Genomic DNA, 22,837 nt, shown 5'->3' on the forward strand with positions numbered 1-22,837 from the left:
CCAGTTGCGTTAAGTCAATGCAGGGAGTCTCTACGCGCACTCGGTGCTGAGCGGCGTCTATAAGCCTGTGGATTACGGCAATTCCGAAACGCTGAGGCTCAAGGCGCAACGAAGGCTGGAAAAAACCGATGCAATGAACAAGGTGCTGCATGCCATGCTCGACAATGGCGCCGATCAGGAAAAGCACTGGCAGGGCCGAATAGAACGAATCGACGCGCAAAGACGGCAGCACGGCTTTATTAAATGAACGAGCGCGGGGCCGTTCTTTCAAGGGGTGCAGGGCTTGTTAGAATCTGCCCGTTCCCTTATCGGTTCTCCAAATGAACGCTCGACACCTTGCATCCGCACTTGCGACGATCGGTCTCGTCGGTGCGGCGTGCGCTCCATTGCGCGCATTCGCCACCGGTGACGCCACGCAAACCATTGTCATGGTTCGACATGGGGAGAAGCCCGACCAAGGGCTCGGACAGCTTTCGTGTCAGGGATTGAACCGGGCGCTGGCTTTGCCGGGAGTGATCGAAACGAAGTATGGCCGGCCAGACGCCATCTTCGCGCCCGATCCATCGAAACAGAAGAATGACCGCGGGACGAAATACGACTACGTGCGTCCGCTCGCGACTATCGAGCCGACGGCCATCTACTTCGGTTTGCCGGTCAACGCATCGCTCGGCTTCAAGGAAGTGGACAAGCTCGCCGACACCCTGCTATCGCCGGGCTATCGCAGCGGCGTGGTGGTCGTCGCCTGGGAGCACGCCCTTATCGAGGAGACGGCGCGGCGCATCGTCAAGCGTTTGGGCGGAGACGCATCGAGCGTGCCGATATGGGCGAGCGCGGACTTCGACAGCATCTATGTCGTGCGCGTCAATCATCGCGACGGAACCTCCGCCGTCTCATTCGCCGTCGAACGAGAAGGGTTGAATGGCCGATCCACCGCGTGTCCCACGCGGTGATACTGCTTAAAGCTGAAGGAAGGCAAAGATCGAAACGCCGACTCCCGCCGCGCCCATGAGCCCCGCCAGCCAGAAAAGCTTGCGGCTTCCCGTGAGCGAGGTAATAGCGGCTAGTGAGATCGCGACACTTAGCCATGCCAGCGCCTGACCGAACAAATGCTGTGGATGCTCTTTCGCCTCGGAGCGTCGATTGGCCTGTTCGACCTCTTTTTCAAGTTCGCGCGCCTTGACCGAAATCTCTGTCTTTCGGTCTTCGTACTTGGCGATCTGATCCCGATAGAACGCTTGCCTCTGCTGAGGCGCCAACTCGGCAGCCAACTCCATCAAGTGACCTTTGCTTGACTGCGCCTGATAGTAACTCCACTGGTCGCTCGCCTTGCTCTGCAAGAGCACGGCATCGTTCTTGAAGATCAGCGCCTGCGTTTGCAAGACGCCTTCCTCGTAATGAAGAAGGCCGGACAACGCAGCAAGAATTGCCGTAAAGACTGCGACCCAACGCGACAGCGGATCGCCGGCATGAGCGGCATGTTCAACGAGATGGTCGTGCGGTGCGTGTTCGTGGGACATGAGTATTTGACGCGGCCGCTAAGAGCGACGCCTTCGGTTGGAGACCTTGCGATGTTATCGCAATGGCTCTCGCGGCATGCGACTTCTCTTTGCTGATGTCGCTTTGTCAGTCGGAACTGTTATAGCAACGCGCGCACGGACGGTCGCTTCGACGGACTTTGAGAAACCAATCAAGTTCCTCTACAGCAAGGGAATCAAATTCAATGAGATCGGCCCTACTCGGTCGAGTCTCGCAGAACGGATCAGGACAACGCTCACGGACCGCCTGCTCCTTATTGGCGAGGCATTGCATGCAGAAGGTAGTGCCGCATGTGAATGTCCCGCCGGCAGATTGCGGCGCGCAACGGACGCCACCCATCATTCGGCAGCGCGTCGCCTACCGATGTCGGCGCTCAACCGCTCCGCGTCCACGCAGCGGACAGCCGCTCCGGGAACAAGGTATACCGTCGCGGCGGACGAAGCACCGCAAATCAGTGCGATTCAAGGATGGTATGAAAGAGACGCCATGCCGTTGACATCCAGGCGCCGCTCAGTGATGGGACTGCCGCCAGCGTATTTTTCTAGGCGTCCGATTCCCGCCGCCACATCGGCGGACCAGTGCGGGTTCATCGCGTAGGTGGCGTTCAGGCTGAGGTGCACATCGCGCAAGCCGGAACGGGTCGCGTATTGAGGCAAACCTGACGCGGCGCTTTCCTGGGCATTGACGCCAAAAAAAGTCCTTGTATAAGCGGCGTTCGCCCACGTGACACCCGGACCGACAGTGACCAGGAGCTTGCCCAACGGAGCCGACATCAGCAGATCCGTCATCGCAGTGAGCCCTTGCCCGGTCCCGGCGATGTCCTGATAAACCGCAGCCGCCCCGGTGAACGCCCACCACGTGTAGTCCGCGAAAAGCCGCAGCTTCGGGCCATAGTGAACGTCAGGCAGGCCCTTCAGCCGCGCGTCGTCCGAAGCCTTTCGAGACTGGAAGTCGAAGCTGAGTGACGCACCGACGTGATAGTTCTCACCGCGTAACGCATTCACGCCGAGCACATCCGGACCTTGCGAGAAGATTCGCTCCTTCCACGATATGTCCTGAACGGGGAACGGCAGCACCTGCAACGTCGCGGAGCCGGGATACTTTGGAAAGACATAGAGCCCAGGCCCGATCGACACTTTCCAGTCACTCGTGGCTTGCGGCTCGTCAGCGTGTGCCGGGCAGGCAATGGCCGCTAGCGCGAAGGCGATGCCTGCCGCCAGCGCGAATGTGTGCGTCATGCTTTTCTCGCAACGGTCGCCAATTGCCGCAAACGGCGGGCGAGGGCGCGAGACACAACGGGCGTCAGCGCATTGTTCGATTCCGACGCTGCCGCGCTTTCGCGCAGAAATAGCGCGCACTCCCGCGCGACAACTTCGCGTTCGTTATCGGACGTAATCATGTGGTACGAATCATCGAGCCAGATAGTGCGCAGGAACGAGGCCCCGACGTTCTTGCCAACGAAGCGGGCGTTATGCGGGCTCGATGTCTCGTCGTCTATGGCGTGAATGATGAGACAGTCCGTGCAGATGCTCTTGAACTCCTTACGCACCGCGTGAGCAAGCCGGCTCGCTTCGTGCAGCGCCGGTACGGTGATGGACGCGGGACCGACTTCGCTCATCTCGCCCTTCTGCATCGCGCGCGCGATCTTCGAGCGCAAAGCCTCGTTACGCAATCCGTATGGCTCGTGTTCGCGATAGCGATAGCGCAAGCGCAGCGGCGTGTAATAGGCATAGTCGAGCAGAAAACGGTACCAGGGTATCGCCCAGCCGTCGTAGTTGAGCGTGATCGACAACAGCAACAAGGCGCGAGCGCCGGGGCGTCGTTGCGCGACCGCTGCGGCGAGCGTCGCGCCCATCGAGAGGCCGCAAATAGAGACGTGCCGGTAGCGCGTGGCGAGCGCGTCGAATTCGTTCAAGGCCGCGTCGATCCACCGTTCCATCGTTTCATGCCCGGTGCCTGCGCTGTATCCGCGCAATTCCGGCGTATGCGTGGCGAAACCCTCGTCGGCTAGAAAGCGCGCGAGGAAACGCAGTTCGAGTGGCGAGCTGGACAGGCCGTGCAGAAGCAGAACGGCGTGGTCGTTGCCATGTGCCGACGAAAACTCAGTCGCGTTCATGTTCAATCTTCTGTTCGCAGAATCAGGAAGTCGCCGGACGGCGTGATGAAGCGTTCACACACGCACTCGACGGGCCGCCAGTCGTCGCGGCCGCCGGAGCGGAAACGAATCCGATGATGCCCGGGGGTCAGGCGGCCACTGACTCGGGCAAGGTCTTCTTCGTGCACGTCGGCATGTTTCGCACCATACGCGACACCGAAGCCGAAAGATGCATCGTCGATCACGCCGTTGCGCGTGGCCGTCGCCGCCGCCACGAGACTGCCAGGCGACACGCCGTTCGTCAGGTCGAGCGCCTTGATGACGATGAGCGAGCGATTGTAGTGCGCAATGTGATGCAGCATGCGATGCATCTCGTCCGTGGCGCGGCGCGCGATCAGCCGCTCGTTGTCGTGACGCAATAGCATCTCGTAGCGCGACTGCGCGACCGCCGCCAGCAGTTCAGCGCGATACTGCGCCCGTCGCAAACGCTCGACCAACGTAATGACGACGATCGTGATGAGCGGATACGAGACAAGCAGCCGGTAGTCGGCCGCGTCGATGACGTCGATGCGCCCATACGGCGGGACGAAAAGATAGTCGGCGATGCAAAGGCCCGTCGCCATCACAAAGAAGGCGGGCGCGAGTCCGCAATAGTATTCAACCAGCACGCCGGCAATCAGGAACGCGGTACCCGGCATGATTTCGCCAAGCAACGGGTGCAACATCATTCTGATAATGCCGGCGGTAAGCAGTGCTGCCGCGGCAATGAGCCATCTGTTTCGGCCGCGCGGCGCCCATCGTCTCGAGTTTCTGACTTCCATGCAATCGACGCAAAGTGACAATCACGCCTGACAAGGGCGATAGAGCGAGAAGGATACCGGCGTGACTCATTCTGTCAACGTGGACGAAGCCTGTGCTTTGTGTTCAACGCGACGATTGTTTCGGTGGCAGTGTGCCGGTCTTGACGGCTGCCTGTCGCCCAAGCTAAGCGATGTCCGCCAGCAAAGGCTTGCGGCTCAAGATCGAGTTCGACAATAAGGAGGCGTATCGATGTTTCGGTGCTCTAGTGAAGCGGCGCAAACTTCGAACGGCGTGCCGTTCCATGAAGCCGTCCTGGACGGACAGTGTGTCGTGGCAGTCGAACGTTGCACGCGTGGTTCTGTGTGAATGGCCGATCAACGGCCTTGCGTATCGTGCGCGCGCCTCACGCGCCGCCCCTCGTGCGTAGGTTCCCGCTTGCAAGCGAAATGCCGCGCGCTCATTCCACTAACACTCAAACCACTCAGCGATAGGAATCGCAACAGTGTGCGTCATCCTGCCTTATGGATCGCTTAAGAGCCGCGGGTTTAATTGACGGGGAAAACGATAGCAGCTTTGTTGCAGGCGCCGTCCCTATGATATATCAGCGTCCAGGCCTTTCACGCGCGGCGCTGCGGCTTATGTTCCAACGTTCAAGGGAGAGAGCGATGCTTAGGTGCAAATGGAAACTTGCAGTAGCGGCATGCGCGACGCTCGCGCTGGCGGCATGTGGCGGACATGACAACAACAACAGCGGACCACGCTACGTTTCAGACATTGCCGTGCCCAATATCAAGGCGGGCGTGAACTTCTCATTCGATATAGGCGCGATCACCGGCAGCCGTTACGTGTTCACCGACCGCAATAACGCGTCTCTCGACGAGATCGACATTGCATCGAAGACGTTCACCAAGGCCATACAGGGAAGCGGCGATCTTGCCTTCGCGGGACTGGGCCCCGGCCCGAATTCGAGCGCCGGTCCGGACGGCGCCACGCCGGTCGGCAACCTCGTCTACGTAGGCGACGTCAACTCGGTCAAGATAGTGGACCCGGCCGCAGGCGCGGTGCTCAGCAAGGTCACCGTGAGCACGACCGGCGTGCGCGCTGACGAAGGCTGCGTCGATGCAACGCATGGCATCTTCATGATATCGAGTCCGGAAGAGCCTGTTCCGTTCGCCACGTTCATCAATACCGCGACGCAGCGCGTCATCGCGAAGGTGACGTTCACCGACAACGCCGGGAAACCGACTGCGGGACTCGAAGCGTGCCGGTACGATCCGGCCAGTGACAACTTCTATGTGAATGTCGACGGCAGCACCGCGAATCCGCATGGGGAACTGGTCAAGCTGCCGGGGGCGGCTATTCGCGCGATACCGAGCGGCGGCACGCAGAACTACACGACGCTCGCAGGCGTGGCGATGTATCCGGAAGGCAATTGCGATCCGACGGGGCTTGCCTTGGGGCCGGGAACGGACATCGCGGTGGGATGCAGGGAGGCGACGACCGGCGCGCCGTTACTCGTGCAGATCATGAACCGCTCTAGTGGCGCGCTCGTCGCGTCGGTCAATGCGGGCGGCGGCGATCAGCTCGAATACGATTCGGCGACGAATCGGTATTACAACGCTGCAAGCCGCTGGACCGCGTCCGGCAATGCGTCCACGAACGGCACATGCTCGACTGCGTCGCCGTGCACGCCGGTGCTGGCTATCATCGATGCTGCAACGCACGGTATCGTCGCGCGGTTGAACGCGGGCAATAACGCGCACTCCGTTGCGGTCGATCCGGCAAGCGGGCTCATCTTCGTGCCGTACTCGTCGGCGACATCGCCCGCAGGCTGCCCGAGCTGCGCGCCGAACGGATTCGTCAACGGCGGAGTGTCTGTGTTCGCGGCGAAGTAACTGTGCTGATGTCATAGCGGTTCATCGGGCAGTGCAAGCGCGCTGTCCGATGACGACCATTTCACGTCATCTAGAAGACCGCTATCTGCCGAGTCTTCAGCACCGTGCGAAGGGCGCACCTCTCGCGCGGGCTTCCCTCACCATCACCTTCAGAATCACGCGCATTCGCCGTTAAGCATGAATCGCGGCGGCTCCTCTCCTGGTAGCTCGTCGCTTCACGTCTGAATGGGAATGTCAGGGAATGAAGTCCAAGTTTTCGATGAGTCAAAAGTTATGGATGACCGTGGGCTTTGTGTGGCTCGCGCTCAGCGTGCTCGCCGGAGCGAACGCCTTGTCCGGGCGCCGCGAAATGCTCAACGCTCGCCAGCAATCGCTCGGGGAACAGGTACAGGCCGCCATTAGCATCGCGGCGCACTTTCAGCAGGCGGTATCGGCAGGAAAGCTGAGCGACGACGAAGCTAAACGCGAGGCCATCGCGGCGCTGAGAGACTACAAGTACGGGACGAGTGGTTATATGTCGATCACGAACTCCAACACCGTTCAATTGCTGCTGCCGACAAAGCCCACGCTCGAGAACACAGACGTCAGTGGCCTGACGGATGTGGATGGCAACCGGATCATCGTGAACATCGTGAAGTCCGATTCGGACGGCACGCATGTGTCGTACTACAAGTGGCCCAAGCCGGGCGAGAGCACCCCGGTGCGGAAGATGACGGTTTCCGCCGTGCTTCCCGGCTGGGAGTGGCACGTCTATACGGGCGCTTATCTGGACGATATCGATGACGCATTCCGGGCCACCGTAGTGCGCTCGCTCGGCGCCGTGGTCGTCATTGGACTTTTGCTGAGCGGGATCATGGCCGTGCTTATTCGTCAGGTGCTGCGCGACCTCGGCGGCGATCCGCAGTACGCCAAGACTGTCTGCCGCCGCATTGCATCGGGCGATCTCAGCACGCCGGCGAACGTCAAGAATAACGACACGTCTAGCTTATTGTTCGCCCTCAGCTCCATGCGAGCCAACCTCGCAGATACCGTCGGTCAAATCAAGCGGTCGGCGGAATCGATCACCACAGCCACCGCCGAGATAGCAACGGGCAACATCGACCTGTCGGCACGCACCGAGGAGCAGGCGGCGTCGCTGGAAGAGACTGCGTCCAGCATGACGGAATTGACCCAGACCGTCCGACAGAATGCGGACAATGCGCGTCAAGCCAATGAACTCGCCGAACGCGCCAGCGTTGTTGCGAGCAAGGGCCGCGATGCGGTGCAAGAGATGGTGGCGACGATCGGCGATATCAGCGACAGTTCCGCGAAGATCTCCGAGATCACGAGCCTGATCGAAGGCATTGCGTTCCAGACCAACATCCTCGCGCTGAACGCGGCCGTGGAAGCCGCACGCGCGGGCGATCAGGGTCGAGGGTTCGCAGTCGTCGCGGGCGAGGTTCGGACGCTGGCGCAGCGTTCCTCGTCTGCTGCGAAGGAAATCAAGGAGCTCATCGAGGCGTCGGTGGCCAAGGTCGCCGACGGCTCGCAACGCGCCCGTCAGGTCGGCATCACGATGGACGAGGTCGATCGATCCATCAAGGAAGTCTCGACTATCGTCAATGAGATCGCTGCGGCATCCGAGGAGCAAAGCACTGGCATCGAACAGGTGAATCGCGCGGTCGTCCAGATGGACGAAGTCACGCAACAGAATGCCGCGCTGGTGGAAGAAGCGGCCGCTGCGGCTCAGTCACTCGAAGAACAAGCGGTTGGACTGAAATCGGCCGTGTCGAATTTTTCCGTCGAAAACAGCGCGCCCGCCGTTGCTTCTGTCAGGACATCGACGGTGGCCGCACGGACGACGCCGGCTGTATCGAAGGCGATGAAGGCGCCGCAAAAGAGTGCGCCCACCGCACGGCCGAGCGTCAAGGCGATTGCGCAACGAGACGTGTCGAAGCAACCGCAGCCTGCAATGGCTGACGCAACGAGTAGCGCGGGCGATTGGGAAACGTTTTGAGCTTCCAAAGGCTGTTTTTAAGTGGAGCGGCAGGGCGCCGAGTGAAAGATGCACGCTTGCGCTGTCCGCTAACCGAACGCGATTGAGTGTCGGCGGACGCAACGTCCGCCGCTTCGGTTTGAAACGGTTGCCACCGTTCGACGATCAAGCTGGCCGGCGCCGACGCAATTGCGCGGGCGTTCTTGCGGTAATCTCTTTTAGATGGCGCAAGACTTGCGTCATGGTCTGCTTTGTCGCCGCGTAATGCGCCTATCCCTGCGCGCACCCGGAAAGCGCGGCAAGGCCCCAATGCCCATGAAAAACGATGCGGGAACCGCCTCCCTGACTGGCTTCGTGCGTGTTCGCGGCGCGCGCGAGCACAACCTCAAGAACGTCGATGTCGATGTACCGCGCGACGCGCTCGTTGTCTTCACGGGCGTGTCCGGGTCCGGCAAGTCATCGCTTGCGTTCGGCACGCTCTATGCCGAAGCGCAGCGCCGCTACTTCGAATCCGTCGCGCCATACGCGCGGCGTCTGATAGAGCAGGTCGGCGTGCCGCAGGTGGAATCCATCGAGGGCTTGCCGCCGGCCGTCGCGCTTCAGCAGCAACGGGGCGCGCCCAACGCCCGTTCCTCGGTAGGCAGCGTGACGACGCTCTCCAGTCTCGTGCGGATGCTGTACTCGCGCACCGGCAGTTACCCGCCTAGGCAGCCGATGCTTTTCGCCGAGGACTTCTCGCCGAACACGGTCCAGGGTGCGTGCCCGGTCTGTCACGGACTCGGACGCGTGTACGAAGTCACCGAAAAGTCGATGGTGCCCGACGATACGCTCACCATTCGCGAGCGCGCCATTGCGGCCTGGCCGCCCGCGTGGCACGGGCAGAACCTGCGAGACATTCTCGTGACGCTCGGCTTTGACGTGGACAAGCCGTGGCGTGACTTGCCGAAGAAGGATCGCGACTGGATTCTCTTCACGGACGAGCAGCCGACGGTGCCGGTTTATGCGGGCCTCTCTCCCAAGGAAACGCAGGCGGCGCTCAAGCGTGGCGCTGAACCCAGTTATCAAGGCACGTTTACCGGCGCCCGCCGTTATGTGCTGCATACGTTCGCGCATACGCAAAGCGCCATCATGAAGAAGCGGGTCTCGCGTTTCATGGTCGGCAAGGATTGCGCAGCTTGTCATGGCAAGCGGCTAAAGCGAGAGGCGTTGTCGGTGACGTTTGCCGGACTGGATATCGCGGAGTTCTCACGTCTGCCGCTCAGCGCGCTGACCGAGTTGCTTGCGCCGATTGCGCGCGGCGCGTGGCCCGAGCACGTTACCGATAAGCGGGTGCTGAGCAAAGACGCGCGGCAGGCGGCAACGGCGAGACGCGTCGCCGCCGGCGGTGCGTCACACAGCGCCGCGCCCGACGTGCGCCGCACGCCCAATCTTTCCGACGAGAAACGCGCGGCCGCCGAGCGCATCGCGGCGGACTTGATGGATCGGTTCGGCATCCTGATGAATCTCGGCCTCGGCTATCTTTCGCTGGATCGCGCGACGCCCACGCTGTCATCCGGCGAGCTGCAGCGCCTGCGGCTCGCGACTCAACTCGGTTCGCAACTCTTCGGTGTCGTGTATGTGCTGGACGAGCCTTCCGCAGGTTTGCATCCGGCCGACAGCGAAGCCCTGTTCGCGGCCTTGCAGCGTTTGAAGTCGGCAGGCAACTCGCTGTTCATCATCGAGCACGACGTGCGTATCATGCAGCGCGCGGACTGGCTCGTGGATGTCGGACCCGCTGCCGGCGAAGCGGGCGGCGAAGTACTCTACAGCGGTCCGCCAGCGGGACTCGCCGCAATCGAGGCATCGCAGACGCGCAGGTATCTGTTTCCGACACACTCGCCATCTCGCCATACGCCCCGCGAAGCACGCGACTGGCTGCGACTGACGGGCATCACGCGAAACAATCTGCATGACGTCGATATTTCATTCCCGCTCGGCTGCTTCACGACTGTCACTGGCATCTCGGGTTCGGGCAAGTCGAGTCTCGTGAGCCAGGCGTTGCCTGAGCTCGTCGCGGAACGGCTGGGTCGCGCGCTGGATGACAGTGAAGAGGAAGAGCAGGACCCGCTGCTCGCGCGCGTCGCAACGCCTGTGGGCGGACATATCGTTTCAGGGATGGCAAGCGTCAAGCGTCTCGTGCGCGTCGATCAGAAGCCGATCGGCCGAACGCCGCGTTCGAACCTCGCGACGTACACCGGGCTCTTCGATCACGTGCGCAAGCTCTTCGCCGATACTCCTGCCGCACGCAAGCGGCGGTACGGCGCGGGCCGTTTCTCGTTCAACGTCGCGCAGGGGCGCTGTCCCACATGCGAGGGCGAAGGCTTCGTGAGCGTGGAGCTTCTTTTCATGCCGAGCGTTTATACGTCGTGCTCGACGTGTCACGGCTCGCGCTACAACCCGGAGACGTTGGAGATTCAATGGTGCGGCCAGAACATCGCGGATGTGCTTGCCATGACCGTCGATAAGGCATGTGAGTTCTTCACCAGTGAGCCCGCCGTGATGCGCGCGCTAAGCGTCTTGCGCGACATCGGACTCGGATACCTGCGGCTCGGTCAGCCTGCGACGGAACTGTCGGGTGGCGAGGCGCAGCGCATCAAGCTCGCGACGGAACTTCAGCGCGCACATAACGCCGACAGGCTCTACATTCTGGATGAGCCGACGACCGGCCTGCATCCCGCTGACGTCGACCGATTGATGACGCAGTTGCAGGGGCTCGTGGAGGCAGGCAATACCGTGGTCGTCGTCGAGCATGACATGCGCGTGGCGGCAGCGAGCGACTGGGTCATCGATATCGGCCCGGGTGCGGGGGAGGACGGAGGCCGAATCGTGGTGGCCGGCGTGCCGGACGTCGTTGCCAGCCATGCCGTCAGTCGAACGGCGCCTTATCTGCGCGAGTCGGACCGTCGTTGATTCGCGGAGACGCTGAGGTGCGTAATCGCATGCGGTCGCGATGTTGCGGAAGACGCCTCGCGGTCGCCTTAGCGCATGAGTCGTGAACGACTCTGCGTCGTCGTCTGCGGCGCCACGACGCTGGCGCACTCCGCATCGCGACATGGAGTTCTGTCACGCCTGAATCTGGCGGAGCATGATCGGCGTTTGTGTTGCACCGGGAACAGGTCACGCTTGCCTGCTTGGCAAATCGGCGCTGGCGACCTGCTACTTTCTGCGTCGTTGACCCATGAGCTTGACGATGTCGTTCGTGGGCGTGCTGGTCGTGAGGCGAGGAATGTCGTCGAGATGGACCCAGCGGCACTTCGCAATCTCGTTGCTCGGACGAGCCTTGGCGCTGGTGGAAATGTCGCAGGCGAACACGTGGTGATGTTTCTGCTTGCCACGAAAGTCGAACAGGTATTTGGCCGACTTCGCGGCCAGCCGTGTCTCTTCCTTGAGCTCCCGAAGCGCCGCGTCCGGGAGATGCTCTCCGCGCTTGAGGATCCCTCCCGGCAACGCCCACTTCGACTGACGACGTGCGACCAAGAGAATTCGCTTGCCTCTGCGACAGATTACGGTGGCACGCTTCTTCAAACCGACCCCCACTTGTCTCTTCCAAGTATTTTTGCAGGCGCGTTCCGCGCGCCTTCGTCTCATATCAGGCTAACCTGGCCGGATATGGTAATACAGCTAAATCGGCGAGCGCAAACGGTGTCTCTCTGCGCACACACGCTGCAATCGGCGGGCTTTTCATCAAACGGTCACGGCTTGCTGCTTGAGAAAAGATCACTGTGGTAAGGTCGGGACCATTATTCGGTCCGACTCGGGGCTTCTATGGTGGATATGGACGCAGACTGGCCGTTACCGCAGCCGGTCAGCTTTCGAAAGGAAGGCGGGCGTGCAGCCGTGGCACCGGAAGAAGGAGCACATTCCGCCGCCGAAACTTTCATCGCGCTGGCGACGCCCGTCGTCGACGATGCCGTCCGACGCGCGCGTGAATTGGCGACACACTGCGACCCGGAAGGGTTTCACCAACTGCGCGTTGCGTTCAGAAGACTGCGCGCTTTGTATTGGGCTTATTCTCCGTATCTCGGTGAGGAAGCGACGTCCCAGGCTACCGAAGAGTTTAAGCGTCTTGCTGCCATAGCTGGCGGAACGCGGGACTGGGACATCGCAAGCGACTTGTTGAAGGATGCACAGGCGTCGCGTGCATCGATGGGTATTCTGGTGACCGCCGCGAAGGAGAAGCGCGCGCAGGCGGTCGCGCACAGCCAGGCGATGATCAAATGCGATGAAGTCGAATCATTCCTGAACGACGTGCTGCTCCGTGCGAGAGTGACGTTGGCGTCGACCTGCCATGATCTGCCTCTTCGAGCATTCGCGGAGGAGCGCGTTCGTCGGGCACAGCGCGCGCTCAAGAAGCGCAGCAGGCTCGCAGCGCGCAGTGAACCGGCTTGTGAAGAGGAACTTCACGATGTGCGCAAAGCCGGCAAGAAGCTGCGATATCTGCTTGAGTTCTTTGAATTCGTCGTCGAAGGCGAACGTGAGCGGAGGATCAAGGAACTGACGTCCGTGCAGAACAAACTCGGGCAGTTCAACGACATTGCTGCGAGCGTGAGCCTCATTCGAAGCGCCTCATTCAACAACGTGCCGCCGGAAGTCGTGGAGGAATCGCTTCATTGGCTCGAAAAGCAGAAGAACCGGCGCATGCAGGCTGCGGCACGACGTGTTCGAGATATTGCCGGGTGAAACGATTGCGTTGCTTGATACGCGCAAGCACGTCTTCTCCGGCGGATCGCGCAGGCATTGCGAGCCGGGTCGATGATGGGAAAGAAGGCCGATGTGCAAATAGGCTCGACCGAAAGCGGCGAAATGAGTGGCTGCGCCACTGCATGCGCTCGGCGTCGGGCGCGTCGCGGGCATAGGCAGGCGTTTGGGAGGCGGAAGTTCGCACGTCGGCAACGCCTCGAGAAGCGGTCATGCAATAGATAAAGCTATCCGCTTGTGTGAGGCTCATGGGCCTAAACGCAGTGCTCGCGCGTAAGCACATGCAAAGCCCTGGCGGCACGATCAATGCCTGTGTCGATGGTGAATGTCTGGATAGTGAGCATGCGAGTGCGTGATAGGTAGATGGACGTGCGCATGGGTATGCGGCTCATCGCCCGAATACGGGAAGTCATGCGAATGCTGATGATGCGCGTCGTGACGATGCCGATGCGTATGTTCCAGCATTTCGTGAGTGTGTTCATGCTCGTGATGCTCCCGCACATGCAGCCATACTCCGAGCGCCATGAAGATGGCGGCAATCCAGAACGACCCCTCGGGCAAGTGAGGCCATATCGCCAAAGACACTGTGACGCCGAAAAGCGGCGCCACCGAGAAGTAAGCGCCGGTGCGCGCGGTTCCGAGATCGCGCAACGCTAGGACAAATAGAACGAGGCTAATTCCGTAGCCGGCGAGTCCGGTCAGCATGGCCAGGCCGGCAGTCATCGCACTGGGTGGCGATGAACCCATCGCAAAGGCGATCGCAAGACTAACTGTACCCGCAACGAGCCCTTTAGCGCATGCAATGACCATCGCGTCATTCGTGGATACCTTGCGAGTCAGATTGTTGTCGATGGCCCAACAGAAGCAAGCTCCCGCAATCAACAGCGGTCCGAGAGAGATGCCTGCCTCGCCCGGCCCCTGCCACGAAAGCATGACGCCGCCCGCGATGATCGCCACCATTCCGAGAAAGACTCGTACGTCCACGTTCTCGCGAAAGACGACCCACGCGATCAAGGCAGTTAGGACACCTTCTAGATTGAGTAACAGTGATGCGGTCGCCGCCGGCGTGCTAGTGAGCCCGAGCATAAGTAGCGCCGGGCCTGCAACACCGCCCGCTGCGATCGCTCCGAGAAGCCACGGTATCTCTGTGCGCTTGATGCGGTGAGTGGACGCCTGCGCGCCGCGCTTTCGAAACGCGCGCGCGGCAATGCCGACGCCTAAGCCAACGCCGCTGCCTAAGTAAAACAAGCCCGCCACCATGAAAGGCGACAGGGTGCCCAGAAGAAGCTTGGCGATGGGAGTGGCCGCTCCAAAGAGCGCGGCAGCGGCGAGTGCGGTGGTAATCGCTCTGGTCTGTCCATTCATTCGTCGGATGGCCTCTAGTTCAGGAAACAGGAGAATGGCGAGCAGAGTGCGTGCCGCCGCATCGACGGCGCAAAAAGCTAACTTGTAGACGTCGAGACGCAGACGTAACATACATTACATGACCGAGCTTTCGACCTGGTCTCTCCTTGTTCTGACATTGCCTACAGAGAACGCCACCGCGCGTATGCGCTTCTGGCGTGCGCTCAAGGCGAAGGGGTGCGCTGTGTTGCGCGACGGTATCTATTTGCTGCCGTACACGGCTGACCGCGAAGCGGCGCTGCGCGAACTGGCTACTGCAATTGGTGAGAGCGGCGGCACGGCGCATCTGCTGCGAGCGCCCAGCCTGGATCAGGAGCAAGAGGCGGAGTTTCGCGACCTCTTCAACCGGTCCAGCGACTACGACGCCCTTATTGGCGCGCTCAGTACGGCGCGCAAGACCGTTTTCGGACAGGCAGAAACGGAGCTCCGGCGCCTGATGCGGCGTCTGCGAAAGGACTACGAAAGCATCGTTGCGATCGACTTTTTCCCCGCTGAAGGCGCGACGCGCGCGCAAGTCGCCTGGCAGGATTTCGTTGCGCACGTCGACACCGTCATGTCACCCGGTGAGCCGCACCCGGCTGAACGCGCGATCCGAACGCTTGCACTCGCGGACTACCGGGGGCGCACGTGGGCGACCCGGCAACGCATCTGGGTCGACCGGTTGGCGAGCGCGTGGCTCATCCGGCGCTTCATTGATCCCGACAGCCGGTTCATCTGGCTGACCTCGCCCGATGCTTGCCCGCCTCATGCGTTCGGATTCGACTTTGATGGCGCAGCGTTCACGCATGTCGGCGAACGCGTCACGTTCGAGGTCTTGATGGCGAGCTTCGACCTTGAGCGCGATCCGGCGCTGCTGCGCCTCGCCGCAATGGTCCACGCGCTGGATGTGGGTGGCGCGCCCGTGCCCGAGGCGGCCGGCTTCGAGGCCGTCATGGCGGGCGCTCGGGAACGCGCAGTTGACGACGACGCATTGCTCGATGAGATGAGCCGCGTGCTCGATTCCATGTACACGCACTTCGCTGCGGTTGCGAAAACGGCAGAGCAGGGAAGCCGATCATGAGCACGACGGAGACCCGTCATGAAGCCATTACGACACAGTAGGCGTTTTCGCTCGCTAACCGGCGCAGCACTGCTGGCGGCATTCATAGTGCATGTCCTGCTGCCTCGCGTCGCGGCAGCAGCGGAACCGGACAATGCGACGCCTCTTCCGCTGCAACACGTTGCGGACATTCCAATGCCGGGACGCACGTCTCGTTTCGATTACGAAAGCGGCGATCCCGAACGTCATCTGCTGATGATTGCTCACTTGGGAGATGGAGAAGTCGTCGCCTTCGACACGCACGATGCACGGGTCATCTCGACGATCAAGAACGTCTCCGCCGTGCATGGCGTGCTCGTTGTTCCGGAGTTGTCGCGCGTGTTCGCCTCGGCGACCGGGACCAATGAGATCGTTGCAATCGACGAGAAGACGCTGACGGTCGTCGCGCGGATGCCGGGAGGCGCTTATCCTGACGGCATGGCCTATGCGCCCGACGTGCACAAGCTTTATGTCTCCGACGAGACGGGAAAGACCGAGACCGTCATCGATGTTTCATCTAACCGGCGCGTGAAGACCATTGCGCTGAATGGTGATGTCGGTAACACGCAATACGACCCGGTTTCGCGGCATATCTTCGTCAACGTGCAGACGCGGCGTCAGTTGATCGAGATCGATCCGTCGACTGACACGATCGTGACGCGAATCGACTTGCCGGGCGCCGAAGGCAATCACGGCTTGCTGATCGTGCCGCCATCCCGACTCGCATTCGTTGCGTGCCAGGGCAACAACCGGCTGCTGGTGCTCGATATGCACACGATGCGCGTGTCCCAATCGTTCGATGTCGGGCAGCACCCTGACGTGCTTGCGTTCGATGCATCGGAGCACACGTTGTATGTGGCTGGCGAAGCAGGCGTGGTGTCGATGTTCAGAGTCGAAGGGTCACATGTGACGAAAGTGGGCGAGGGCCATCTGGGACCGAACGCCCACGTCGTATATGTCGACGCGTTAACGCATCGATCGTACTTTCCTCTCAAAGATGTCGATGGACACCCGTTGCTACGCGTCATGGCGCCGCGATGAACAAAACATCGCGGCGGAGCATGGAAGAGGAGCACGAACATGAAGACGCTTGTTGGATTCGCGGCGCTGTGCGCCGGTGCCTCGGCGCTTGCCGCGCCACCTCACACGAGCGAGGGCAGGCTCGTGGATGAACACGGCATGACGTTATATGTTTATGGCGGGCAAGGCGCACCGGACGCGAAATCGTGCGAGGGCGATTGCGCGAGCAATTTTCCGCCGGCGCTCGCCGATCCGGGCGATCGTCCGTCGGGCTCGCTTCAACTGGTCGATGCCGGAAACGGCGATCGGCAATGGACGTATGAAGGAAAGCCGCTTTATCGCGGGAAGATGGACAAGAAGCCCGGTGATCGTGCAGGAGACGGCCTCAATACTGTCTGGCATAGTGTTCAGCCGCGTTAGCTGCTCGACGCGCTACATCAATTTCTCTCTAAGGTTATCTGTCTGCATGAGTTGAGAAATCATTCACACAACTTTCAGGTATGCTTACTACCGTGCTCCGGACACAACGACACCGGCCCCACTGCCGGCGTCTTTCGCGGGATCGTAGCCGTCGGTAAGCGTGTTGAGGAACGCGACCACATCCTTGATCTCCGCTTCGTCGAGCGCGGGTTGCTCGCCCTTCTTGCGATTAAACGGCGCTTCCGTGTTGACGTTCTCCCAGTACAGCTTCGGCAGGTCATTGAACTTCTGTACGACGCCCTTCTTCGAGACCGGATAGAACTTCTCGGGATGAATGTCGCGCTGAACGTAGAAGCGAACCACGTCTTCCAGCGTGTGATAGATGCCGTTGTGGAAGAAGGTCTTGCGCGTCGCCACGTTGCGCAGCGACGGCGTTCGAAAGAGGCCACAGAACTCGTCGCGGCCCTTCAGGTCCGTGCGCTCCGGACCGCATGCGCCGAGGTCGTGAAACGTCGGATCGCGGTTGACGGGCAACGCATTGTTGCGCGGCACGCCGAGGGCGATCAGGCCGAAGTCGCTGAACTGCGGCGGCGTGCCGTCCTTCGCGCGCTGGCTGATGTGACACGACGCGCAGTTACCTTTCTTCTCATCGTTGAAGAGTTGCAGGCCGCGCATTTCGGCTTGCGTGAAAGTCGCATGGCCGGCGAGAACCGCATCGAACTTGCTCGTGTATGGGAAGAAGTTCTGCGGCGTCTGCTCGAACGCTTCGAGTGATTGCAAAACAGCAGCGAAGAGCTTGTCGTCGCTCTCGAACACGTCCGCGCCGAAGGTCTTCCTAAGCGCGTCGGCATACGGCGCTGCCCGCACCGCTGCGGCGACCTTGGCCGGCGTGCTGCCCATTTCGAACGTCGACAGCAAGGGAATGCGTGCCTGGTCCTTGCCGTGGTCCACGCGGCCGTCCCATGTCAGCCCGCCAGTGGGACCGGCATCGACGCTTTCGTCGCCTTCGTCGTCGGAATCGTGGAAATGCTCGGCGAACTGCGGGACGGATTGCAGATACCGGAGCGATGGCACTGCGCGAAAGCCCGTGCGATGCAGGTCGCTTCCACCGAGTTGCACCGACAGGCCGTTCGGCGGCCCGAACGCATGTTGCGGGCTATGGCATGACGCGCACGCGAGCTTGCCCGATCCCGATAGCGACGGATCGAGGAACAGCTTCTCTCCCACCGACTGCATGTTCTTCACATGGGCGAAGACCTCCGCCCGCGACTGCCCTTGTGCCGGTACTGCGGCGGCTGTCTGCATCGTTGCGGCGTGCGCATCGGCTGCGTGCGAATCGCAGCCGCTCAGCATGGCAGACACGGATAACGCGACGAGCGCCATCGAACAGAAAACGAAAGGAAAACGCATCGAAAGCATCAGCGCGGAAAACGGTAATTGAAAGATGCGGAAGGGTATGTCGTGAATGTGTCTTTCACATGACAGCCGGGCTGGCCGGAGCGCGCAGTGACTTTTGGCGAATTTATTTCACTGACCTTTCTGAATCGAAAGCGTTATTTCATGTCGGCGTAAACGTTCGTTGCGACACTTCGCACGCCGGCGAAGAAGGGCGAGCGGGCGACTTACGCGCCGGCTCCAACACAAGAGAGATCTCATGAACAAGAAACTCGTTTGCGCGGTGCCGCTCGCGGCGACCGCTGCATTCGGCCTGTACGCCTGCGGCGGCAGCGACGACCATCACGACATCAACGAAGTGAAGAACGTCGTCGTTATTTATGCCGAGAACCGCAGCTTCGATAACCTCTACGGCAGCTTCCCGGGCGCCAACGGCCTGCAGAGCGTGACGGCCGCGAGCGCACGGCAGCTCGATCGCGACGGCAGCGTGCTCGCGACATTGCCGAGCATCTGGGGCGGCCTGACGGCCACCGGCGTGACGCCGGCCGTCACTGAAGCAATGACGGCAAATCTGCCGAACGCGCCGTTCGCCATTGATGACCCGAACGGCTTCAACGCGGCAATGAACGTCACGACGCGCGACCTGTATCACCGCTTCTACGAGAACCAGATGCAGATCGATGGCGGCAAGAACGACAAGTTCGCCGCATGGGCCGATTCGGGCGGTCTCGTCATGGGTCACTACAACACGACGCCGGACAAGCTGCCCCTCTACAAGATTGCGCAGCAATACACGCTTGCCGACAACTTCTTCATGGGCGCGTTCGGCGGCTCGTTCCTGAACCATCAGTGGCTGGTCTGCGCCTGTACGCCCATCTATCCGAACGCGGATAAGAGCGTCGCAAAGGGCTCGATTTCCGTCGTCGATCCGGATGGCGTGACGCTCACGCGCGCATCGAATTCGCCGGCCTCCGCGCTGACCGGCGCACCGAAGTACGTGAATTCCGGCAACCTGACGCCCGACTTCTACGCGGTCAATACGATGCAGCCGCCGTATCAGCCGTCGGGCAACGCACCGGCATCCGGTGGCGATGCGAACCTGGCCGATCCGTCCGTCGCAACGACGCTGCCGCCGCAGACGCAGCAGCATATCGGCGATCTGTTGAACGCGGCCAGCGTGAGCTGGGCGTGGTACGGCGGCGCGTGGGGCGCGGCGCTCAACGACCGGGCGAACGCGATCAAGTACGGCGTGAACTATGTGCCGAACTTCCAGACGCACCATCAGCCGTTCAACTACTTTGCCGATCTCGCGCCGGGTACGACCGCGCGCGCGCAGCATTTGCTCGACGGCGGCACGAACGGGACCGAGTTCATCAAGGCGATCGACGCGGGCGCGCTGCCGCAGGTCGCGTTCTACAAGCCGCAGGGCAACTTGAACGAGCACGCCGGTTACACGGACGTGGCGTCGGGCGACCAGCACATTGCCGATGTCATTTCCCATCTGCAACAGAGCCCGCAGTGGAAAAACATGGTCGTGATCGTCACTTACGACGAAAACGGCGGCTTCTGGGATCACGTCGCGCCGCCGAAGGGCGACCGCTTCGGTCCCGGCTCACGCGTTCCGGCGCTCGTCATCTCGCCGTACGCGAAGAAGGGTTTCGTCGATCACACGCAATACGATACGACGTCGATTCTGCGCTTCATCACGAAGCGTTTCTCGCTGCCGTCGCTGCCGGGCCTCGATTCGCGAGATGCTGCGCTGGTCGCGAACGGCGGTCAGAAGATGGGTGATCTCACTAACGCGCTGGATTTCAGTCAGTAAGCACTAGCGACGACGCACGAACGAAGGCCGCGGTCTGAACGACGCGGCCTTTTTGTTTGTGTAGGTCGGCGCGGCGCGTGGCGCGCGGAGAATCATTAGTGGTTCCGACGATCGCGATCAGCGGATACTTGACGCGACGCTTCAGTTGCTTGCGAAAGCACTCGTCGGAGTTATCGTTGTCACTTCCCCTACCTTTTTATATATAAGAAGTAGTACGAACGATACGGGTGGCGCGGGGAGCCTGATGAAACAGAAGCGGCTCAGCGAGCGGCGCGCTTGCGCAACGTCTCCGATGGCATTTCCCCGAAAGCCTCCGCATACGCAAGCGAGAAGCGGCCCAGATGAAAGAAGCCGCAAGCGAGCGCGATGTCCGCGATACGCGCGCGCGGGCCTGCGGCCAACAGCGCGGCGCGAGCCTGCTCCATGCGGATCTTGCGCACGCACTGCATCGGGCTCATGCCGCGTGCACGATGAAACTGCTCGCGCAACGTGCGCGGCGAGACGCCGGCCGCGCGGGCAATGTCCTCCAATTGCAGCGGCTCGTCCGAGTGTGCGCGGACGTATTCTTCCGCACGCTTGACGAACGCGGGCGCCAGCGATGACTGCGCCACGGGCGCACTTGGCAGCGAGCACGTCAGCAGATCGATCAACAGGGCTTCCATGTGTCCTGCAATCTGCCCGTTCGAACGCGCGCTTTCGAGCAGCGCCGATGACCCCGTGAGCGCGCGCAATTGCTGCATCCATCCCAGCAAGGCCGGGCTATCGATGGATAGCTGCGGTGACAGCAGCGCGCCCGCTTCGTGGCTCGCTTTTCGAAAGGCATCGGCGTCCATGCGAAGCACGAACTGCTCGCAATCGGGCGATAACCACGCATCGAACGGCTGACCCGGCGCGCACAGCACCGCGTTGTGATGATTCACGTCGAGCGTTGCATTCAGCGTACGCACCTGCGCATGGCCGCGCAGGCAGAACATCAGAAGATAGTACCCGTCGACGGATTCCACATCCACGCGCATGGGCGCGCCGAACGAAATCGCGCCGAGACCCAGCCGGCCAAGTTTCACGAAATCCATGTACGCGGGCCCGCGTTCTCTTCCCGACGGCACCAGGACATGCGGCTGCATCACGCGCGAAATGAGATCGCGCGTCTCTTCGAGATCGCTCGATTCAAAAAGCCGATAGCTGCGTAAGGCGTCGGGCGCGAAGAGAGTCGAGGACATGGTGATACGGGTATACGCAAATTCGCGAGGCCAATAAATAAAACCGCCGTTTCCGGATAGTACGTGAATCGGCGACGCTTTTGGTGGATAGACCCGCCATTCTGTCTCTTCAAAAATGCGATGACACCGTGACGTATCGATTACGGCCCCGCAACAGGAGAACATCCGTGGAAACGGCTGAACTGGTATTTCGCCCTCAAGGTCCGACGGATTCGGATCACGTTCACTTTCCGCGCGAAGACGGCTCGCGCATTCCCTACAAAGTGTTCAGCTCCCAAGCGGTGTACGACCGCGAGCAGGAACGCATCTTCCGCGGCCCGACCTGGAATTTCGTGGCCTTGGAAGCCGAGATTCCCCATGCCGGCGATTACAAGAGCACCTTCGTGGGCGACACGCCCGTCGTCGTCACGCGCCTTGAGGATGGCGGCCTCGCGGCATGGGTGAACCGCTGCGCGCATCGCGGCGCGTCCGTGTGCCGCAAATCGCGCGGCAATGCGACATCGCACACCTGCGTCTATCACCAATGGAGCTTCGACAACAGCGGCAATCTGCTCGGCGTGCCGTTCAGACGCGGCCAAAAGGGCATGACGGGCATGCCCGCCGATTTCGATCCGAAGAACCACAGCCTGCGCAAGCTGCGCGTCGAAAGCTATAAGGGCCTCGTGTTCGCGTCATTCAGCGATGAGGTCGTGCCGCTGCCCGACTATCTCGGCGCAGAGATGCGCCCGTGGATCGACCGCATCTTTCACAAGCCGATCGAGTATCTCGGCTGCACGCGTCAGTATTCGAAGTCCAACTGGAAGCTGTACTTCGAGAACGTGAAGGACCCGTATCACGCGAGCATGCTGCATCTGTTCCATACCACGTTCAACATCTTCCGCGTCGGCATGAAGGCGCGTTCAATTCCGGACGCGACGCATGGCCTGCATAGCATCATCACCGTGACGAAGACCGGCGAAGACACGTCGTCCGCGTACAAGCAGCAGAACATCCGTTCGTTCGATGAAGGCTTCGCGCTCGAAGACGATTCCATTCTGGGCCTCGTCTCCGAATACGAAGAAGACACGACGAACCACATTCAGCCGATCTTCCCGCAACTCGTGATTCAACAGATTCACAACACGCTCGTCGCGCGCCAGTTGCTGCCGAAAGGGCCGAACAGCTTCGAGCTGATCTTCCACTTCTTCGGCTACACGGACGATACGCCCGAGCTGCGCGCGCTGCGCATCAAGCAGGCCAATCTCGTCGGTCCCGCCGGTTATATATCGATGGAAGACACGGAAGCGACCGAACTCGTGCAGCGCGGCACCGTGCGCGATGCGGATGCGACTTCCGTCATCGAGATGTCGCGCGGCAATCCCGATCAGCAGGATACGGTCATCACCGAAAGCCTGATCCGCAAGTTCTGGGTCGGTTATCAGAAACTCATGGGCTATTGA

19 protein-coding genes are annotated in these 22,837 nt (G+C 61.2%); 11 read left to right on the forward strand and 8 right to left on the reverse strand.

All coding sequences use genetic code 11. The features are described from left to right. The first annotated feature begins 43 nt into the window (after nt 1-43). A complete protein-coding gene (locus GV035_RS03010; RefSeq protein ID WP_159833236.1) occupies nt 44-247 on the forward strand; it encodes a hypothetical protein in 204 nt (67 codons plus the stop codon). Nucleotides 248-428: 181 nt separating this feature from the next. Further along, nucleotides 429-950: a histidine phosphatase family protein gene (locus GV035_RS03015; RefSeq protein ID WP_236572405.1), complete on the forward strand. Its 522-nt coding sequence runs from the start codon at nt 429-431 to the stop codon at nt 948-950. A 6-nt stretch (nt 951-956) separates the two neighbouring features. Here the strand turns inward: GV035_RS03015 and GV035_RS03020 are convergent, their stop codons facing one another. The 4 genes from GV035_RS03020 to GV035_RS03035 all read right to left on the reverse strand — a co-directional run bounded on the left by GV035_RS03020 (nt 957) and on the right by GV035_RS03035 (nt 4,452). After that, complete coding sequence (locus GV035_RS03020; RefSeq protein ID WP_159833240.1) at nt 957-1,517, reverse strand: DUF4337 domain-containing protein; 561 nt, start codon at nt 1,515-1,517, stop codon at nt 957-959. A 480-nt stretch (nt 1,518-1,997) separates the two neighbouring features. Further along, on the reverse strand, nt 1,998-2,774 hold the full coding sequence (locus GV035_RS03025; RefSeq protein ID WP_159833242.1) for a MipA/OmpV family protein: 777 nt from the start codon (nt 2,772-2,774) through the stop codon (nt 1,998-2,000). Then, entirely contained in the window at nt 2,771-3,652 is an 882-nt protein-coding gene (locus GV035_RS03030) for an alpha/beta hydrolase (RefSeq protein WP_159833244.1), read from the reverse strand. The genes GV035_RS03025 and GV035_RS03030 overlap by 4 nt, the downstream gene beginning before the upstream one ends. A 2-nt stretch (nt 3,653-3,654) precedes the next feature. Next, entirely contained in the window at nt 3,655-4,452 is a 798-nt protein-coding gene (locus GV035_RS03035) for a DUF4118 domain-containing protein (RefSeq protein WP_159833246.1), read from the reverse strand. A 759-nt stretch (nt 4,453-5,211) separates the two neighbouring features. On the opposite strand from GV035_RS03035, the gene GV035_RS03040 reads away from it, so the two are divergent. The 3 genes from GV035_RS03040 to GV035_RS03050 all read left to right on the forward strand — a co-directional run bounded on the left by GV035_RS03040 (nt 5,212) and on the right by GV035_RS03050 (nt 11,251). Beyond that, nucleotides 5,212-6,327 (forward strand): YncE family protein, encoded by a 1,116-nt coding sequence (locus GV035_RS03040; RefSeq protein ID WP_236572406.1) that lies wholly within the window; start codon nt 5,212-5,214, stop codon nt 6,325-6,327. A gap of 349 nt (nt 6,328-6,676) precedes the next feature. Continuing rightward, on the forward strand, nt 6,677-8,323 hold the full coding sequence (locus GV035_RS03045) for a methyl-accepting chemotaxis protein (protein WP_442859543.1): 1,647 nt from the start codon (nt 6,677-6,679) through the stop codon (nt 8,321-8,323). A gap of 288 nt (nt 8,324-8,611) precedes the next feature. Next, nucleotides 8,612-11,251 (forward strand): excinuclease ABC subunit UvrA, encoded by a 2,640-nt coding sequence (locus tag GV035_RS03050; RefSeq protein ID WP_201303892.1) that lies wholly within the window; start codon nt 8,612-8,614, stop codon nt 11,249-11,251. A 246-nt stretch (nt 11,252-11,497) separates the two neighbouring features. Here GV035_RS03050 and GV035_RS03055 read toward each other — a convergent pair whose 3' ends face one another. Beyond that, on the reverse strand, nt 11,498-11,866 hold the full coding sequence (locus GV035_RS03055; RefSeq protein WP_159833254.1) for an NUDIX hydrolase: 369 nt from the start codon (nt 11,864-11,866) through the stop codon (nt 11,498-11,500). Between the two features lie 243 nt (nt 11,867-12,109). Between GV035_RS03055 and GV035_RS03060 the strand changes: the two genes are divergently transcribed. Further along, a complete protein-coding gene (locus GV035_RS03060; RefSeq protein ID WP_236572536.1) occupies nt 12,110-13,021 on the forward strand; it encodes a CHAD domain-containing protein in 912 nt (303 codons plus the stop codon). A gap of 321 nt (nt 13,022-13,342) precedes the next feature. On the opposite strand, the gene GV035_RS03065 is transcribed toward GV035_RS03060, so the two are convergent. Further along, the gene (locus tag GV035_RS03065; RefSeq protein ID WP_159834932.1) at nt 13,343-14,404 is read right to left on the reverse strand and encodes a DMT family transporter; all 1,062 of its coding nucleotides are present in this window, start codon (nt 14,402-14,404) and stop codon (nt 13,343-13,345) included. A gap of 118 nt (nt 14,405-14,522) precedes the next feature. Here GV035_RS03065 and GV035_RS03070 point away from each other — a divergent pair, with 118 nt between their 5' ends. Genes GV035_RS03070 through GV035_RS03080 form a run of 3 tightly spaced genes read left to right on the forward strand, consistent with a single transcriptional unit; the run spans nt 14,523 to nt 16,961 of the window. Continuing rightward, a complete protein-coding gene (locus GV035_RS03070; protein ID WP_159833258.1) occupies nt 14,523-15,503 on the forward strand; it encodes a chromate resistance protein ChrB domain-containing protein in 981 nt (326 codons plus the stop codon). A gap of 18 nt (nt 15,504-15,521) precedes the next feature. Beyond that, a complete protein-coding gene (locus tag GV035_RS03075; protein WP_159833260.1) occupies nt 15,522-16,562 on the forward strand; it encodes a YncE family protein in 1,041 nt (346 codons plus the stop codon). A gap of 39 nt (nt 16,563-16,601) precedes the next feature. Then, nucleotides 16,602-16,961, forward strand: a complete 360-nt coding sequence (locus GV035_RS03080; protein WP_159833262.1) for a COG4315 family predicted lipoprotein — start codon at nt 16,602-16,604, stop codon at nt 16,959-16,961. Nucleotides 16,962-17,048: 87 nt separating this feature from the next. Here the strand turns inward: GV035_RS03080 and GV035_RS03085 are convergent, their stop codons facing one another. After that, complete coding sequence (locus GV035_RS03085; protein WP_159833264.1) at nt 17,049-18,380, reverse strand: cytochrome-c peroxidase; 1,332 nt, start codon at nt 18,378-18,380, stop codon at nt 17,049-17,051. 235 nt (nt 18,381-18,615) lie between these two features. Here GV035_RS03085 and GV035_RS03090 point away from each other — a divergent pair, with 235 nt between their 5' ends. Continuing rightward, entirely contained in the window at nt 18,616-20,178 is a 1,563-nt protein-coding gene (locus tag GV035_RS03090; protein ID WP_159833266.1) for an acid phosphatase, read from the forward strand. 260 nt (nt 20,179-20,438) lie between these two features. On the opposite strand, the gene andR is transcribed toward GV035_RS03090, so the two are convergent. Then, nucleotides 20,439-21,398, reverse strand: a complete 960-nt coding sequence (gene andR / locus GV035_RS03095; RefSeq protein WP_159833268.1) for an anthranilate 1,2-dioxygenase regulatory protein AndR — start codon at nt 21,396-21,398, stop codon at nt 20,439-20,441. A 167-nt stretch (nt 21,399-21,565) separates the two neighbouring features. Here andR and andAc point away from each other — a divergent pair, with 167 nt between their 5' ends. Next, on the forward strand, nt 21,566-22,837 hold the full coding sequence (gene andAc / locus GV035_RS03100; protein WP_159833270.1) for an anthranilate 1,2-dioxygenase large subunit AndAc: 1,272 nt from the start codon (nt 21,566-21,568) through the stop codon (nt 22,835-22,837).

It is taken from the genome of Burkholderia sp. 8Y (genome assembly GCF_902506145.1).
Taxonomy (GTDB): Bacteria; Pseudomonadota; Gammaproteobacteria; order Burkholderiales; family Burkholderiaceae; genus Caballeronia.